The organism is Streptococcus sp. Z556, from assembly GCF_053010225.1.
In genome coordinates, this window is sequence record NZ_JBRKNU010000001.1 from 128,074 (window position 1) to 145,766 (window position 17,693).

A 17,693-nucleotide genomic window follows, 5' to 3' on the forward strand; every position below is an offset into this window, starting at 1 on the left:
ACGTGGTTTGAATTTGATTTTCGAAGAGTATTAAATACTTTTTCCTGGTAATAAGGTGACGGGTAAGAAGTAACCAGTTGTCGCGACCTCCTTGCCTTCAATCTTCTGCAAGAGAAGATCGACAGTGAGGTGGGCAATCTCTTCCAAGGGTTGCTTGATGGTCGCGAGTTGAGGGTAGTAGTTCTCAATAAAGTAAGTCCCGTCATAGCCGATGACTTTGAGCTCTTCAGGAACAGAGATTCCCAGTTCTTGAGCAATTTTGATAACCAAAATGGCTGTCAGATCATCTGAAGCAAAGATCGCATCTGGTTTCTGATGAGTCAAGATATTCTTGATTTCCATTTCCTTTCTGACGGGAGAAAAGTCACTCGAAACATTGATAATAGGAGCTTTTGGGAGAACAGAAGCAAAGCCAGCATGACGCAGTCCAGTAGGCGAGTTGGAATTGTCATTTCCTGTAATCATGATGATAGACTGGGCACCTGTCTTGACCAAGGTTTGGGCAGCGAGAACACCGCCACCGTAGTTGTCAGAGGAGACAACAGGAATGTCAGGAGACAAGTTTCGATCAAAGGAAATGATCGGTGCCGTCACACGATTGTAGTCTTCGATTCCCAAGTTGTGACTTCCAGAAATGATACCATCGACCTGATTGGCCTCCAGCATTTCAATGTACTCCCGTTCTTTTTCAGAGTCATGTTCGCTGTTACAGATGATGGTCTTGTATCCATTCTTAAAGAGTTGGTGTTCCAACTTGTCAATCAATTCTGCATAGAAAACATTGGAAATATTTGGGAAAATTAAGCCGATTAACTTAGCTGATTTTCCTTGAAGGCTACGAGCTAAATTGTTGGGCTTATAGCCCAATTCTCTCATGGCTTCATTGACCTTGAGAATGGTTTTTTCAGACAGATAGCCTTTTTTATTGATAACCCGTGAGACGGTAGTGGGGCTGACGCCTGCAAGTTTGGCGACATCAGTTAGTTTTGCGACCATGATCTAATTCATAGTAGGTTCCGGTTGGCTTTCCAGATTTGATCAGGATACCATTTTGAATGGCATGCGGAAAGACGCGACCAGAAAATACTTTTTCTCCTTTATTGATGAAAATTTCAAAGACAGAATTGTCGATGAAGATGTTAGCAGTAGTAGTTTGATTGCCGATTGGGCAAGAACGAGTGTTTCCAAATTCTTGGGCATACTGTTCTCCAGCCTGGCTACGGTCTACTGTAACTTGACCATTTACAAGGTCAAAGTTGATGGAAAGTCCCTTGCCTTCTTTATCAGCAAGTAAGACAATCTCGCTCTGGCTATTGGCCTCCAAGTTGAGCTCCAGTTCATAGGTGTTATTGGTTTGAGCACGATTTGAAAAGGGTTCCTCAGAGGCACGAAGTTCTTTGATAGCTGCGACAGGGTATTGATAGAGTTTGCCATCTTTAATAGTGAGTTCCTTGACCAAGGAGAAAGTTCCTTGGTGGTCAAAACGATCAGATGGGTAGGCTATATCTGGTAGCCCAAGCCAGCTGACAGACAATGCACGTCCGTCTGGAGCGTTAAAGGCTTGAGTCGCATAGGCTTCGAAACCATAGTCTAGGTTGTGAAGGGGAGACACATCTACCATTTTAGCATTTTCAGGATCAAAGGAAGCCCCGATTTTGTACATATTTGGATAGATATTATCATAGTCTAGAACAGCCTTATCCAATCCTTGTGGGCAGTAGAGAAGGACTGGTTGCTCCCCTACAAAGACTAGATTTGGACATTCCATCATGTAGGCAGTGCGGTCGTTAGCAAAGTTAAGGTCACCAACTGCTTGCCAGTTTGTATAATCATTGTCTACAGCCTTGTAGAGACGAACGAAGCCTTTTTTCTCCAAGTCCTGTCCACCAACGATAGCATAGTATTGACCTTTGAAGTTAAAAATTTGCGGGTCGCGGAAGTGGTCAGTAGAGTCTGCTGGCTGGTCAATCAAGATCTTGTCAATCTTTGTAATATTGCCATCCTTATCCATCAAAGCACCAATCTGGTAGGGGTGACGGATCCAGTTTTCATCACGGACATTTCCAGTATAAAATAGGAACAAGTTATCGTCAAACTGCATGGCAGAGCCAGAGTAGGCACCGTGACTATCTAGTTTTGTATCAGGCAAGACTTTGACATTAGTTTCTGAAAAGTGCACCAAATCATCACTTTCAAGCTGCACCCAAGACTTCAAGCCATGAGCTGCTCCAAAAGGAAAGTTCTGGTAAAAGAGAATCCATTTGCCATCAAAATAAGAAAAGCCATTTGGGTCGTTGAGAAGTCCTGTTTTTGGCTCAACATGGTAATGAGTGTGCCAAGGAGATTGTGCCATCTTTTCCTTGATTTCCTTGACTTCATCATCTGTCCAATCCTCGTAGCGTCTGTAGCGACGCTCTGTTGTCCATTCCATTATATCATTCCTCCGAAAGTTCTGCTATCTTAATAGTAAACGTTTTCGACCAAAAAAGCAAGTCTTTTATGTTAAAAAATAGCAAAAAATGTCAAACGATTATCATAAAAGAAAAGTAGGATACTCGATTAATTTTCACCTAAAAATAAAATACAAAAGCTTTGAACCCTCTAATAACAAGATATTTTTATGAGTAAATAGAAGAACTCAGTCAAAAACTATCATAAAGGAATATAAAGAAGAGGATAAAAATAAAAAATTCTGCAAAACGCTTGACATATTTTGGAAACATGATAAAATAATAGTCGTAGGGCGAATAAAATCGCTTTCAAACAAGAACAAAATTTTATAAGGAGATTTTTGCAAATGAACAATCAGGATATTGCAAAAAAAGTCATCGAAGCCCTTGGCGGACGTGAAAATGTCAACAGTGTTGCCCACTGTGCGACTCGTCTACGTGTCATGGTCAAAGATGAAGGGAAAATCAATAAGGAAGTGATTGAGAACTTGGATAAAGTTCAAGGAGCTTTCTTTAACTCAGGTCAATACCAAATCATCTTTGGTACTGGTACAGTAAACAAGATGTACGACGAAGTGGTTGCACTCGGTTTGCCAACATCTTCTAAAGAAGACATGAAGGCAGAAGCTGCTAAACAAGGAAACTGGTTCCAACGTGCTATCCGTACTTTCGGTGACGTCTTCGTGCCAATCATCCCAGTTATCGTAGCAACTGGTCTCTTCATGGGTCTTCGTGGTCTCATGAACGCTCTTGGGATGACACTTCCAGATGATGTGAAGATTTACTCAGAAATTCTTACAGATACAGCCTTCATCATCTTGCCAGGTTTGGTTGTATGGTCAACCTTCCGCGTATTCGGTGGTAACCCAGCTGTTGGTATCGTCCTTGGTATGATGCTGGTTTCTGGTTCGCTTCCAAACGCTTGGGCTGTAGCTTCAGGTGGTGAAGTAACAGCTATGAACTTCTTTGGCTTCATTCCTGTTGTTGGTTTGCAAGGTTCCGTTCTTCCAGCCTTCATCATTGGGGTGGTCGGAGCCAAGTTTGAAAAAGCTCTCCGCAAAGTGGTTCCAGATGTCTTGGATCTCTTGGTGACACCGTTCGTGACACTTTTGGTCATGTCTATCCTTGGACTCTTTGTCATCGGACCAGTCTTCCACGTTGTTGAAAACTACATCCTTCTCGGAACAAAAGCGATTCTTGCCTTGCCATTTGGTCTTGGTGGTTTGGTCATCGGTGGGGTTCACCAATTGATCGTCGTATCAGGTGTACACCACATCTTCAACTTACTTGAAGTGCAATTGCTTGCTGCTGACCATGTGAATCCATTCAACGCCATCATCACTGCAGCGATGACAGCTCAAGGTGCTGCGACAGTTGCCGTTGGTGTTAAAACGAAAAATCCTAAACTGAAAACACTTGCTTTCCCAGCTGCTCTTTCTGCCTTCCTCGGTATTACAGAGCCTGCTATCTTCGGGGTAAACTTGCGCTTCCGTAAACCATTCTTCCTTTCATTGATCGCTGGTGCTATCGGTGGTGGATTGGCTTCAATCCTTGGCCTTGCTGGTACTGGTAATGGTATCACCATCATCCCTGGTACAATGTTGTACGTTGGGAATGGTCAATTGTTCCAATACCTTCTCATGGTAGGTGTATCATTTGTACTTGGTTTTGCCCTTACCTACATGTTTGGTTACGAGGATGAAGCAGAAGTTGCTTCTGAAGTGGCGACAGAGCGCTTTGTTCAAGAAGAAACAACTGGAAACCTTCCACTAGCTCCTCAAAATGAAACAATCCAAACTCCTATCGTTGGTGATGTCGTAGCGCTTGCTGATGTGAATGACCCAGTCTTTTCAAGTGGCGCTATGGGACAAGGGATCGCTGTAAAACCAAGCCAAGGCGTGGTTTATGCACCAGCTGATGCCGAAGTATCGATCGTCTTTGCTACAGGACATGCCTATGGTTTGAAGACAGCTAATGGAGCCGAGATCTTGATCCATGTTGGTATCGATACAGTGACTATGAACGGTGAAGGCTTTGAACAAAAGGTTGCTCAAGGCGACAAGGTTAAAGCTGGTGACGTTCTCGGAACCTTTGACTCAAACAAAATCGCTGCTGCAGGTCTTGACGACACAACAATGGTTATCGTTACCAATACAGCTGACTATGCTTCTGTGACACCAGTCGCAAGTGCTTCAGTTGTCAAGGGTGACGCGATCATCGAAGTGAAAGCCTAATCCTCTTCAAAAATCAAATCTAAAAACAAAACGAACAAATGACATGTTTGTTCGTTTTTGCTTGAATGGTAAGATTTACAGAGGAAAATCTAAAATATTGAGAAATCTAGCCCTTTAAAATGTGCTATAATAGAGAAAACAAAGATAAGAGGTTTATCATGACAAAATTATATGGAAGCTTAGAAGCGGGCGGTACAAAGTTTGTCTGTGCTGTCGGAGATGAAAATTTTAACATTGTAGAAAAAATACAGTTTCCTACAACAACTCCTATCGAAACGATCGATAAAACCATCGAATTCTTTTCAAAATTCGATAATCTTGCAGGTCTTGCCATCGGTTCCTTCGGTCCCATTGATATCGACAAAAACTCAAAAACCTATGGCTTTATCACAACGACTCCAAAACCAAACTGGGCAAATGTGGACTTGCTTGGGGCCCTCCGTCGTGCCCTCAACGTTCCAATGTACTTCACGACAGACGTAAACAGCTCTGCCTATGGTGAAGTGGTTGCTCGTAACAATGCTGGTGGTCGTATCGAAAACTTGGTTTACTACACGATCGGTACAGGGATTGGTGCAGGTGTTATCCAACGTGGTGAGTTTATCGGAGGTGTCGGTCACCCTGAAATGGGTCACTACTATGTGGCTAAACACCCAATGGACGAGGAAAAAGAATTTAACGGTGTCTGTCCTTTCCACAAGGGTTGTTTGGAAGGCTTTGCGGCTGGTCCAAGTTTAGAAGCTCGTACAGGTGTTCGTGGTGAAAACATCGAACTCAACAGTTCTGTCTGGGATGTTCAAGCCTACTACATCGCTCAGGCTGCGGTCAATGCTACAGTGACTTTCCGTCCAGATGTCATCGTCTTTGGTGGCGGGGTTATGGCCCAACAACACATGCTGGACCGTGTGCGTGAGAAATTCACAGCTCTTCTCAATGGCTACCTACCAGTACCAGACGTGCGTGACTACATCGTGACACCAGCAGTTGCTGGAAATGGTTCTGCCACACTTGGAAATTTTGTCCTTGCTAAGAGTGTCGCAAAATAAAACAAAGAAAACATCCGCTTGGGAAACCAAACGGATATTTTGTTTGAAGGCAATTTTTTTGAGCCTTTCCTTAAGTGATGACGGACGGTAGCGACTTTCTTCGAAATTCCATACCTAAACTTTGAGCCTAATGTCTCAAAGTTTCCGAACACCTGAAACCATTAGATTTCAGGTGTTTTTATCACGGCGGAAAGGCTAGGTAAGTCCTCGATTCACTATCGAAAAGTTGGCATGATTTCCATACCAAAGTATATTTAGTATCAGGCTATTTTCTATTCTCAAAACATCTGCCAGAAGAAATCAATAATGTAGGTCAAACCATAAGTATAAACCACTAGGGTAAAGGGTTTGGTCAAAATGATAATAATCATATAGCGCTTGAAGGTCATCTTGGTCAGGGCAGCCAGCATACAGAGAAAGTCAGCTGGGCTAACTGGCCAGATCATCATAAAGATAAAGAACCGCTCGAAACGATTGCCCTTATCTAGCCAACCGATGTACTTGTCATAGGTGCGCTTGCTGACGACCGACTGAACAAAGGCAGCTCCATAAAGGCGCACCAGGTAAAAGATAATAGCACAGCCAATCACGATACCGATATAGTTATAGATGGTTCCGATGATGTGGCCGTAAATAAAGACCCCAGCCACTGAGGTCAAAGCTCCCGGAATGATCGGAACAACGGTTTGTAGGATCTGTAAAAAGATAAAGAGTGGTGGCCCCCAAACCCCAGCTTGCTGGATAAAGGCCGATAGAGTTTCCTTGGACTGTAAAACACCCGCCTGATAGGCCCAAATACAGAAAATCAAGGTGCCGACTCCCCCGACGATAGATGAAATATTGATGACTTGCTGTAGAAGGGGAGAAACAGCTTTCATTTGCTTATCCTGTGACATGTAAACTCCTCATTGATAGTATGATTCTACTATACCATATTTTGATAATAAAAACTAATCTGAGTTCGAGATATTTTAGACTTTATTCTAAGGATCGGATGATATTGTTTTCTAAAGTTTATATGTATTCTAAGCTTAGAATGATAAGAAATACATAAATTTATGAGTATTCTAAGCTTCGAATAGTCTATCTGAGAAAGTTTTGAGGTCTTCGAGCTTTCGAATAGTCATCTTTCCTAAAGTTTAGATGTATTCTAAAGCTAGAAAAGTTAAAATCTAAAAATAGTAAGAGTCTCTATCTGACAGACGGAGTGTATGTCTAGTCAGATAGGGATTTTCTATTTCTGAAATGACGGATTTATCCTGTAAAAGTAAGAAATAGACTGAAAAAGTGCTGTTTGGATGATAAAGTAGACAGTTGAGCGGATGAGTGTCATAAGTTATTTGCTATTTGTTAGAATTGTCTTATCAACTTAAAGGAGAAATCTGATGAAGAAAGATAAAGTAAATGAGGAGAGTTTCCTATCGGACCTTCCTCTATGGGGCCTCCTATTTTTGGTCTGTGTATTGCTTCAAGTCTATGTAAGAAAGGATAGACCTTTGATTCAACCTGATAGGCAAGGAAGCATTGTAAAAACAGATCAAAAACAGGTCTATCTTCCGGAATTAATCCAGTCTTTATTTGATAAAGAAAAAACTAAATGATTCGTTAAATAGAAAGGTTATCATCATGACAAAAACATTCACTATCCGCCCGCTAAGCTACACCAACTTTACCAACCGTGAGTTTGAAAGTCTCATGGTAGATACGGGTCAACTACTAGAAGTTTTTGCCAAGGCACATAAGGACGAGCCTATGTATAGCAAACATCTCGATTCCTTCAGGAGCAAGCTAGCAGACTTCCAAGCCCAACTCGCTATCGTAGAAAAGAAAGAGGCGACAAACCTGACCGAAGTCGACCGCAATCGTGACAGTGCCCTAGTCGGTCTCTTTACCCTTCATAGGGGTTTTGCTAAGATCAAGGAGACCAAACTCAAAGAAGCCCATGAGACCTTGAAGCCAGTCTTTGTCAAGTACAAGGACATCACCAAGCATAGCAATGATGTGGAAACGGCAGAAATCAAGAGTCTGCTCAAAACCCTGAGCGAAGAACCCTACCAGACAGCAGTTACCAGTCTAGGACTGACACCTATGCTCCTTGCAGTCACTAGTGCACAGGAGGAATATGATAAGGTGGAAAATCAGGCGCGTGCGCATAAGTCTGCAAAGGAAGTCGGCAAGACCAGACAAGTCCGTACCGAACTAACCAGCATCTACGACCTCTTTATGCGCTACACCGCAGCTAGTGCAGAAGCTTATCCAGAAAAAGAGCACCTAACCAAACTCCTTAAAGACTTGAACACAATCCGAGACAGTAAACGACGATTGACTGGTTCCAATAAGAAGGATAAGAAATTTAAAGTAGAAGAAACTACACAAATAGCAGGATAAAAACAAACGTCTTTAGATATATTATTATCTAAAGGCGTTTTTGGGTGGATTCGTGGTATAATTTTGGTAGGAAAATTAAAAAGAGAAAATAGATTCGATGTAAGATAGAAAGGAAAAGAATGCAGATACAGTTAATAAATTATAATGGACGTAATGAAAATGATTATAGTGTAACGGAGTGTAATTCATTTGGACAGGCTCATTCATTAGATTCCTATGATTTAAATATTATCGATTTGACTGATTCCTCAATTTGGTTAAACCATTGTTATAATAAGGATTTTGAAAAACTAGACTGCGATAATGACTTTCAAACGCTATTAACTAGCGTTTGTCACTCATCTAAGACAAAATTCTTATACATTCTACCACCAAATATTAGATTTAAAACGGAATATGCAACACCAATTAGAGGAAGAGGCAAAGATTTTTTGGCTAGGGAGCAACTTAAAGATATTATCAGGTATTTGGTTCATAATTTAGAAAAAGTTATACCAACAAATATTGATTTGTATTACGAAAAAACTCATACAAATTTGTCAGGTACTAAACTATCAGCTGATTTCTACTTTGACTCAAAAATGGGGGAGAATTATTATGACGGTTATAATCTATCAGAGGATATGGTCTATTCAGACGGAAGCGAAAAATTAGTATTTGTATCACATGGCAAGTATTCATTAACTACTCTACAAGCTAAAAATAATGATGAATTATCAGTCTTGGTACAAAATGTTTTGATGGATGAAACCAAAGAAGAGGCACCTGACTGGTTTCAAGAACTACATTTTTTTGATGATATTAATCAAAATGAAGCTATACAAATAGAAAATAAAAAGATTGAAGAGTCTAAAGATAAAATAAAAATTTCAAAAGAAATTATTCGTGAAAATAAACGTTTTGAATCAATTTTATTTAAATCAGGATCGGAATTAGAAGTAATTTTGATAGAAATGTTAGAAATAATGTGTGATGTTCAAAGTGAATTCGAAGATAGAAAAAATGAAGATTATTCTTTCGAGAAAAATGGGATTCATTACATTTTTGAATTTAAAGGGTTAACAAAAGATGTAAAAAAAACAAATGTTTCACAATTAGTGACTCATGGACATATTTATGAAGAAACAAAAGAAGTTGTTCCAGACGTAATTAAAAAGATAATCATAGTAAATCGATTTAAAGATATAAAACCTGAGGAACGGCTACCTGTTAGCAATAATGTTATTGAAGTAGCCAGGAATGCGGCTAATAATGTGTTGATAGTAGATAGTCTTATTTTCTTAAAAATGTTTGAACAGTTTAAAACAGGAAAATTAAGTTCAGAAGATATACTATCTCGTTTCCGAGAAGTCGGTTTGTGTGAATTAGATAGATAGGAGGAATACGATTAAATCAAATATTAAACAGCACGTTGTTCCTAAAAGTTATTTGAAACGATTCGGTAAGAAAAATCTGAATAATAAAGGCTATAATATAGCAGTTAAACAATTGAAATCTAATAAAATTTTTATAGATTCAGTTGATAATGTGGCGTTTAGGAAAAACTTTTATGACGTTAGTGATAAAAAAGATTCTAAACATTGGGAGAAATTTTTCTCCAGCGAGATTGAACCTTTATATGGACCAGAGATGAATAACATAATTGCTTCACTAACGTTATCTCAAAAAAAGAATGATGTTTTAACAGTTTCTCAGATTCACTCGTTATCTAAAATGATCTCCTTTCAAATATTACGAGTACCAGGATTTTTAGAACGTAGATTTGAACATGGGGAAATTGTTTTTGATGAAAAGATCAACGAAACATCAGAACAGTTTGAATTACATCCTGAAATAATAAAAGGCATATTAGAAGATTTTGTAAATAATAAAAATGACTTTATAAGAGATATGACTATTCCATTAATTGCAGAGGTAGATAGACTGGAAAAACTTTCTAAGGTATTAGCTGATAAAATTTGGTTAGTTTGTTTCAATAATTCTAGTGTTCCATTTATTACAAGCGACTCTCCGGTTGTGATGTATAATTTTATTAGAAACTCAGTTTCTTACGCTGACAATGGTGTAGGAAGAGATGATACATTTATCTACTATCCATTATCTAGTAAAATTCTTATTAAAATAGTACCAAGGAACTTTTTGGGAGTAAAAGGGGAAAGTTTGAATAATACACTAGCAGTTCTTTCGAATCATGATACTCCTTTTATAAATTCAGTTAATAATCTTCAAGTTAGGCACTCTGAAAGACAGATATTTGTTCATCCAGATTTCATGGATTTCTTAAAGACTATTTCTAATACATAACCAAAACAACTTGATATTTTCATTTTTATATCAAGATATAAGGCACCTGTCTATCATAGTTCGTTTTTTACAAAAAAATGATAAAATAGAAAGAAAATTCATTTCCTTAAAAAATTAAGATAAAATTTTGTTTCCGTATTTCTCGGAGATAGATAAAAGTAAGGAGAAATATGGAAAACAACAACCAACGTGCCCTTTGCCAGCAACTCTGGGCTAGAAACAAATACCTCGTTTTGAGCCATTCCAGCAATATTTACAATGAGATTCGCCAATACTTGAAGAATGAAGTGGTGGAGGTCAGCCATGTTCAAGAACTGATCGACCGTGTCTGTCAAATCCCAGAACACAGGGGTCAGGTTTGCAATGCCTTTCAGCATATTTGGGGCTATTTCAAAAAGAAAGCGACAGATGTTGAGCGCAAAGACTATATGCTTTTGCTGGATCGCTACCGATTTGGTCAGGCTTCCAAGGAAGACTTGATTGCTAAGACTCGAGAGTTGCTTGATCGCTATCCGAATACCTACTTGCAACATTCGACTTTACTGAAAGGAGACTCCCATGAGACTTTGGCATGAGGCTTTGATTTCACAGCTTCCCCGTCCTCAACTTTTGGGACAACACCGAGAGTGCTGTGCTTTGCGTGGCAATGGCTGGGGCAGAAAGCATGCGACGGTGGACTATGTCTTTACCCACTCGCCTTATCACCTCTATGCCTATCATCGCTTGATCATGGAGGAGATGGCTGACCGTGGCTACAATGTCAGTCCAGAGTGGCTGGACAAGAACTACCGTGGCAAGACCTGCTCTCCTTATCATGACTTGCCTGAGGAGAAGCTAGGTAAGCCCATCTATAGTGAGCATGATGCTGCCTACTATGAGGAGTGTCTGGCTAATCTCCGTGACAAGGGGATAGAGCTGGAGTAAGAGTCAGGATTAGCTCTAATTTAGAACTCTTTTCGTATTTTTTCGAATAATAAAAATGAGACCTTTAGAATGATTCTAAGGTCTTCTTTTCAAGGGAAATATCAAAAATGCCACAGGAAAACCAACCTATAGTCTTTTCTAATAATAAGCCATAGTCACTGATGAGAATCGTCAATAGCTCGTTTGAGCATTCCAACTAAAATACAGCCACCAAACAAGCTATACAAAGGATTTGAGACGCTGGTCTCAAGTCTTTTTCTTTTGACCAAAAGAGTGATATAGTTTCAAACTATATCAAAGCCTAATTATTTACAATTATACAGACAGTTTCTTTTCTGTTAAGATAGTTTCAACAACAAATTTTGGAGGACACATCATGTCAACTACGATCATCGGTTTCCCTCGTTTGGGCGAATTCCGCGAATTGAAATTTACAACTGAAAAATACTTTAGAAAAGAAATCTCAGAAGAAGAACTACTTGCAGCCGCAAAAGAATTGCGTGCAAAACACTGGAACATTGTCAAAGAAAAAGGCATCACTGAAATCCCATCAAATGATTTTTCTCACTATGACAACTTCCTTGATGCAGCTTTCCTCTTCAACGTGGTACCTGCTTCAGTTCAAAATTTGGACTTGTCTGACCTTGAGCGCTACTTTGCTTTGGGACGTGGTTACCAAGGAGAAAAAGGAGACGTGCGTGCCCTTCCGATGAAGAAATGGTTCAACACCAACTACCACTACATCGTTCCTAAATTTGAAAAAGACACTCAAGTTAAATTGGCTGGTCACAAGATCTTTGATGAGTTCCAAGAAGCCAAAGAACTTGGATTGAACACTCGTCCTGTCCTTGTAGGTCCGTTCACTTTCCTTCAATTATCAGACTTTGAAGAAGGCGTGAAAGCAGAAGACTTCGTAGATAGCTTAGTAGCTGCATACCAAGAAGTTTTTGCTAAATTGGCGGAACTTGGTGCGACTCGCATCCAACTCGACGAAGCGGCTCTTGTCAAAGATTTGACAGCTGAAGAAAAAGCTCTCTTCTTGAACCTCTACAACAAACTCTTGGCTGACAAAAAAGGTCTTGAAGTCTTGCTTCAAACATACTTCGGTGACGTTCGTGACGTCTACGCTGATCTTGTGAATTTGCCAGTAGATGCCATCGGTCTTGACTTCGTTGAAGGTAAGAAAACTCTTGAACTTGTTAAAGGTGGTTTCCCAGCTGACAAGACTCTTTATGCAGGTATTGTCAATGGTAAAAACATCTGGCGCAACAACTACGAAAAGAGCTTGGCTGTTCTTGAGCAAATCCCAGCTGAAAATATCGTTTTGACTAGCTCATGCTCACTTCTTCATGTGCCATTTACAACTGCTAACGAAGAATTTGAACCAGCTATCTTGAACCACTTTGCCTTTGCAGTTGAAAAATTGGATGAGATCCGTGATTTGGATGCTATCCGCAATGGTCAAGGTGAACAAGCTCTTGCAGCTAACAAAGAACTCTTTGCGACTGAACGTGTGGGTGAAAATGCAGAACTTCTTGCACGCATCGCTGGATTGACAGACGCTGACTACACTCGTTTGCCAGCCTTTGCAGAACGTGAAGCTATCCAAGAAGAAGCCTTTAAACTTCCAGCTCTTCCAACAACAACTATCGGTTCATTCCCTCAAACTAAAGAAGTTCGTGCTAAACGTTTGGCCTTCCGTAAGGGTGAGTTGTCAGCAGAAGACTATGACAAGTTCTTGGCAGAGCAAATCGACGAATGGATTAAATGGCAAGAAGAAGTTGGATTTGACGTGCTTGTCCACGGTGAATTTGAGCGTAATGACATGGTTGAGTACTTCGGTCAAAACTTGTCAGGTTACCTCTTCTCTAAGAATGGTTGGGTACAATCATACGGTATGCGTGGGGTGAAACCACCAATCATCTGGGGCGATGTTACTCGTCTCAACCCAATCACTGTGAAATGGTCTAGCTACGCACAAAGCCGTACTGACAAACCTGTTAAAGGAATGTTGACTGGACCGGTTACCATCCTCAACTGGTCATTCCCACGTGAAGATATCTCTATCAAGGATTCTACTCTTCAAATCGCTCTTGCTATTAAGGATGAAGTTCTTGACCTTGAAGCTGCAGGCGTGAAGATTATCCAAATCGATGAGGCTGCTCTTCGTGAGAAATTGCCACTCCGTCGTAGCGACTGGTACGAAGACTACCTTGACTGGGCTATTCCAGCCTTCCGCTTGGTACACTCTACAGTAGCGCCAGACACACAAATCCACACTCACATGTGTTACTCAGAATTTACAGATATCATCCCAGCTATCGACAACATGGATGCGGACGTTATTTCCTTTGAAGCAAGCCGTTCAAACCTTGAAATCTTGGACGAACTCAAAGCGAAAAACTTCCAAACAGAAGTGGGACCTGGGGTATACGATATCCACTCACCTCGTGTGCCAAATGAAGGCGAAATCGACCACACAATCGATGCTATTCTTGCCAAAGTACCAAGCAAGAAAGTTTGGATCAACCCTGACTGTGGTTTGAAAACACGTGGTATTCCAGAAACAAAAGAAAGCTTGATCCGCCTTGTCGAAGCAGCAAAAGCTGCACGTGAGAAATTGTAAGATCCGATTTCTCGCTTGACACTGTTTGATCAAGGAACTGCTTAGCTCTATCTAGCTAAGCAATATCAAAATCAAAGAAAAGGACAAAAACTATGTCACGCCAAACACCGTCACTCTCATTTGAAGTGTTCCCTCCCAACCCAGCTGTGGGTAATGATAAGATTATTTCAGCCTTGCAGGATATGCGGGAGCTGACACCGCACTTTATCAGTGTGACTGCTAGCAATAATAAATTTAATATCAAGGAAACAACGGTTCGTTTGGCTGACTTTATCCAGAATGATTTGGCGATTCCAACTATTGCCCACTTGCCAGCCATCTATCTGACTAAGGACAAGGTTGCTGAAACCATTGCAGACTTGGATAAGGTTGGGGTACAGAAAATCTTGGCCTTGCGTGGGGATATTATCCCTGATGTGGAGCCACAAAAGGATTTCCGCTACGCAACGGATTTGATCGAGTTCATCAAGGAACAAGCCCCTCACTTTGATATTATTGGAGCTTGTTATCCTGAAGGGCATCCTGACTCGCCAAACCAGATCTCAGATATTCAAAATCTCAAGAAGAAAGTGGATGCAGGCTGTTCAAGCCTTGTAACGCAACTTTTCTTTGACAATGAGCGCTTCTACGATTTCCAAGACAAGTGTACCTTGGCAGGGATTGAGGTTCCCATTCATGCGGGTATCATGCCCATTCTGAACCGTAATCAAGCGCTTCGTCTCTTGCAAACGTGTGAGAATATCCATCTTCCACGAAAATTCAAGGCCATCTTAGACAAGTACGAGCATGACCCTGAGTCGCTCAGAGCAGCAGGACTTGCTTATGCAGTGGATCAAATCGTGGACTTGGTAACCCAGGATGTCGCAGGTGTGCATCTCTACACCATGAACAATGCTGAAACAGCAAAATACATCCACCAAGCAACCCATGCCTTGTTTAATCATCAGTCTTTAGGGTAATCGATTCTTTAACCACTGAGACGACAGCTTGTCATTTACATGCTTTTAAATGAAAAATGACAGTTGCGAAAGCCAAAGAATTTGCTAAATAAAATAAACAACAAACCATTCCTCTTTTCATGGGGGAATGGTTCCTTTTTAATAGAAAAGCCCGCACTTTTTAAGAAAAATATGATAAAATAGACTCTGTACGTACTTGATACAAAGATGAGGGTATAAAATAATACAATGCATTCAAACTGCAAGGTTTAGCGACACGAGCGAGTCAAATCGATATTATTTGACAAGGGAGTTAGTAAAGCATTTAGCTAATCGCATGATAGCGATTAGCGTGAAAGGATTAGATGCTTTAGCATCAATCCTTTCTAATGATTTGTATCTTGAGTAATTGAACCCGGCCGAAAAGCCGTGTAAAAAAGATAAACTGTCTTGTCTTCATCGAAGACTCCGCCAGTTTCCTATTTTTACTTTGCTTTTTGCGTCTTTAGTATCTTGATCTTTGTAGGCAAGGCGTATAATTTTATCAATCCAAAGGGGATTAAAATGACAAAACAAGTGTTTCAAACGACTTTTGCGGGTCGTGAGTTGATCGTAGAGACTGGTCAGGTTGCTAAGCAAGCAAATGGCGCTGTTGTCGTTCGTTACGGTGAGTCAACTGTCTTGACTGCAGCAGTTATGTCTAAGAAAATGGCAACTGGGGATTTCTTCCCACTCCAAGTTAACTACGAAGAAAAAATGTACGCAGCTGGGAAGTTTCCGGGTGGCTTTATGAAACGTGAAGGACGTCCTTCGACAGACGCGACTTTGACAGCCCGTTTGATTGACCGTCCAATCCGCCCCATGTTTGCGGAAGGTTTCCGTAATGAAGTACAAGTGATCAATACAGTTCTTTCTTACGATGAAAATGCATCTGCACCAATGGCAGCTATGTTTGGTTCATCATTGGCCTTGTCTATCTCAGATATTCCGTTTGACGGACCAATCGCTGGGGTACAAGTAGGTTATGTCGATGGTGAAATCATCATCAACCCAACTCAAGAACAAGCAGAGCGCTCTCTTCTTGAATTGACAGTAGCCGGTACTAAGCACGCTATCAACATGGTAGAGTCTGGTGCTAAAGAATTGTCAGAAGAAATCATGCTACAAGCTCTTCTTAAAGGACACGAAGCTGTCAAAGAATTGATTGCCTTCCAAGAAGAAATCGCAGCAGCAGTTGGGAAAGAAAAAGCAGAAGTAGAATTGCTTCACGTGGACGCTGAATTACAGGCTGAAATCATTGCAGCTTACAACAGTGACCTTCAAAAAGCAGTCCAAGTAGAAGAAAAATTGGCTCGTGAAGCTGCAACTCAAGCAGTCAAAGACCAAGTCACTGCTGTTTACGAAGAAAAATATGCGGACCATGAAGAATGTGACCGTATCATGCGTGATGTGGCTGAAATCTTGGAACAAATGGAACACGCTGAAGTGCGCCGTTTGATCACAGAAGACAAGGTTCGTCCTGATGGTCGTAAGGTCGATGAAATCCGTCCTTTGGATGCGGTTGTTGACTTCCTTCCTCGTGTGCACGGTTCCGGTCTCTTCACTCGTGGGCAAACTCAAGCCCTTTCAGTCTTGACCTTGGCTCCAATGGGAGAAACGCAAATCATCGATGGTTTGGACCCAGAGTACAAGAAACGCTTTATGCACCACTACAACTTCCCACAATACTCTGTAGGGGAAACTGGTCGTTACGGTGCACCAGGTCGTCGTGAAATTGGTCACGGTGCTCTTGGTGAGCGTGCCCTTGCTCAAGTTTTGCCAAGTTTGGAAGAATTCCCATACGCTATCCGTCTGGTAGCAGAAGTCTTGGAATCAAATGGTTCTTCTTCTCAAGCCTCTATCTGTGCGGGAACTCTTGCCCTTATGGCTGGTGGTGTGCCAATCAAGGCGCCAGTAGCAGGGATTGCCATGGGACTTATCTCAGATGGAAACAACTACACCGTATTGACAGATATCCAAGGTTTGGAAGACCACTTTGGAGACATGGACTTTAAGGTTGCAGGTACTCGTGACGGGATTACAGCCCTTCAGATGGATATCAAGATCCAAGGGATTACTGCAGAAATCTTGACTGAGGCTCTTGCTCAAGCCAAAAAAGCGCGTTTTGAAATCCTTGATGTGATTGAAGCAACCATTCCAGAAGTTCGTCCAGAATTGGCGCCAACTGCTCCAAAAATTGATACCATCAAGATTGATGTGGACAAGATTAAGATTGTCATCGGTAAAGGTGGAGAAACCATCGATAAGATCATCGCTGAAACAGGCGTTAAGATTGACATCGACGAAGAAGGAAACGTATCGATCTACTCTAGTGACCAAGCTGCTATTAACCGTGCCAAAGAAATCATTGCTGGCTTGGTTCGTGAGGCTAAAGTAGATGAAGTTTACCATGCCAAGGTTGTTCGTATCGAGAAATTTGGTGCCTTTGTCAACCTCTTTGATAAGACAGATGCACTTGTGCACATTTCTGAAATGGCTTGGACTCGTACCAACCGTGTAGAAGACTTGGTAGCTATCGGTGATGAAGTAGATGTTAAGGTTATCAAGATTGATGAAAAAGGACGTGTTGATGCTTCTATGAAAGCTCTTCTTCCTCGTCCACCAAAACCTGAGCGTGATGAAAAAGGTGAAAAGTCTGAACGTCCTCACCGTCCACGTCATCACAAGGACCACAAACCTAAGAAAGAATTTACAGAAACACCAAAAGATTCAGAATAAGAAAA

At 41.0% G+C, this 17,693-nt stretch carries 14 protein-coding genes; 11 read left to right on the forward strand and 3 right to left on the reverse strand.

The features are described from left to right. Positions 1 to 30: 30 nt before the first annotated feature. Both ACVC7S_RS00555 and ACVC7S_RS00560 read right to left on the reverse strand, forming a co-directional pair. Positions 31 to 996 carry a LacI family DNA-binding transcriptional regulator gene (locus tag ACVC7S_RS00555; protein WP_447265801.1) on the reverse strand — a complete coding sequence of 322 codons (966 nt, stop codon included), beginning with the start codon at positions 994 to 996 and terminating at the stop codon, positions 31 to 33. Then, complete coding sequence (locus ACVC7S_RS00560) at positions 977 to 2,431, reverse strand: sucrose-6-phosphate hydrolase (RefSeq protein ID WP_447265802.1); 1,455 nt, start codon at positions 2,429 to 2,431, stop codon at positions 977 to 979. The genes ACVC7S_RS00555 and ACVC7S_RS00560 overlap by 20 nt, the downstream gene beginning before the upstream one ends. Positions 2,432 to 2,797: 366 nt before the next feature. On the opposite strand from ACVC7S_RS00560, the gene ACVC7S_RS00565 reads away from it, so the two are divergent. Further along, a complete protein-coding gene (locus ACVC7S_RS00565; RefSeq protein WP_447265803.1) occupies positions 2,798 to 4,684 on the forward strand; it encodes a sucrose-specific PTS transporter subunit IIBC in 1,887 nt (628 codons plus the stop codon). Between the two features lie 158 nt (positions 4,685 to 4,842). Then, complete coding sequence (gene scrK / locus ACVC7S_RS00570) at positions 4,843 to 5,730, forward strand: fructokinase ScrK (protein WP_447265804.1); 888 nt, start codon at positions 4,843 to 4,845, stop codon at positions 5,728 to 5,730. Between the two features lie 278 nt (positions 5,731 to 6,008). Here scrK and ACVC7S_RS00575 read toward each other — a convergent pair whose 3' ends face one another. Further along, positions 6,009 to 6,626, reverse strand: coding sequence for a TVP38/TMEM64 family protein (locus tag ACVC7S_RS00575; protein ID WP_000076176.1), 618 nt, complete (start codon positions 6,624 to 6,626; stop codon positions 6,009 to 6,011). 489 nt (positions 6,627 to 7,115) lie between these two features. On the opposite strand from ACVC7S_RS00575, the gene ACVC7S_RS00580 reads away from it, so the two are divergent. The 9 genes from ACVC7S_RS00580 (at position 7,116) to pnp (ending at position 17,688) form a co-directional block, all read left to right on the forward strand. Then, on the forward strand, positions 7,116 to 7,331 hold the full coding sequence (locus ACVC7S_RS00580) for a hypothetical protein (protein ID WP_447265805.1): 216 nt from the start codon (positions 7,116 to 7,118) through the stop codon (positions 7,329 to 7,331). 25 nt (positions 7,332 to 7,356) lie between these two features. Further along, entirely contained in the window at positions 7,357 to 8,118 is a 762-nt protein-coding gene (locus tag ACVC7S_RS00585) for a DUF6261 family protein (RefSeq protein ID WP_447265806.1), read from the forward strand. A gap of 119 nt (positions 8,119 to 8,237) precedes the next feature. Further along, the gene (locus ACVC7S_RS00590) at positions 8,238 to 9,494 is read left to right on the forward strand and encodes a hypothetical protein (RefSeq protein ID WP_447265807.1); all 1,257 of its coding nucleotides are present in this window, start codon (positions 8,238 to 8,240) and stop codon (positions 9,492 to 9,494) included. Positions 9,495 to 9,516: 22 nt separating this feature from the next. After that, positions 9,517 to 10,422 (forward strand): DUF4238 domain-containing protein, encoded by a 906-nt coding sequence (locus ACVC7S_RS00595; RefSeq protein ID WP_447266039.1) that lies wholly within the window; start codon positions 9,517 to 9,519, stop codon positions 10,420 to 10,422. Positions 10,423 to 10,592: 170 nt separating this feature from the next. Then, entirely contained in the window at positions 10,593 to 10,997 is a 405-nt protein-coding gene (locus ACVC7S_RS00600; RefSeq protein WP_447265808.1) for a YbgA family protein, read from the forward strand. Then, on the forward strand, positions 10,981 to 11,346 hold the full coding sequence (locus ACVC7S_RS00605; RefSeq protein ID WP_447265809.1) for a TIGR02328 family protein: 366 nt from the start codon (positions 10,981 to 10,983) through the stop codon (positions 11,344 to 11,346). Before ACVC7S_RS00600 ends, ACVC7S_RS00605 begins: the two co-directional genes overlap by 17 nt. Before the next feature lie 376 nt (positions 11,347 to 11,722). Then, positions 11,723 to 13,972, forward strand: a complete 2,250-nt coding sequence (metE, locus tag ACVC7S_RS00610; protein ID WP_447265810.1) for a 5-methyltetrahydropteroyltriglutamate--homocysteine S-methyltransferase — start codon at positions 11,723 to 11,725, stop codon at positions 13,970 to 13,972. A 92-nt stretch (positions 13,973 to 14,064) separates the two neighbouring features. Then, positions 14,065 to 14,931 (forward strand): methylenetetrahydrofolate reductase [NAD(P)H], encoded by an 867-nt coding sequence (metF, locus tag ACVC7S_RS00615; RefSeq protein WP_447265811.1) that lies wholly within the window; start codon positions 14,065 to 14,067, stop codon positions 14,929 to 14,931. A 543-nt stretch (positions 14,932 to 15,474) separates the two neighbouring features. Further along, complete coding sequence (pnp, locus tag ACVC7S_RS00620; protein ID WP_447265812.1) at positions 15,475 to 17,688, forward strand: polyribonucleotide nucleotidyltransferase; 2,214 nt, start codon at positions 15,475 to 15,477, stop codon at positions 17,686 to 17,688. The last annotated feature ends 5 nt before the right edge of the window (positions 17,689 to 17,693 follow it).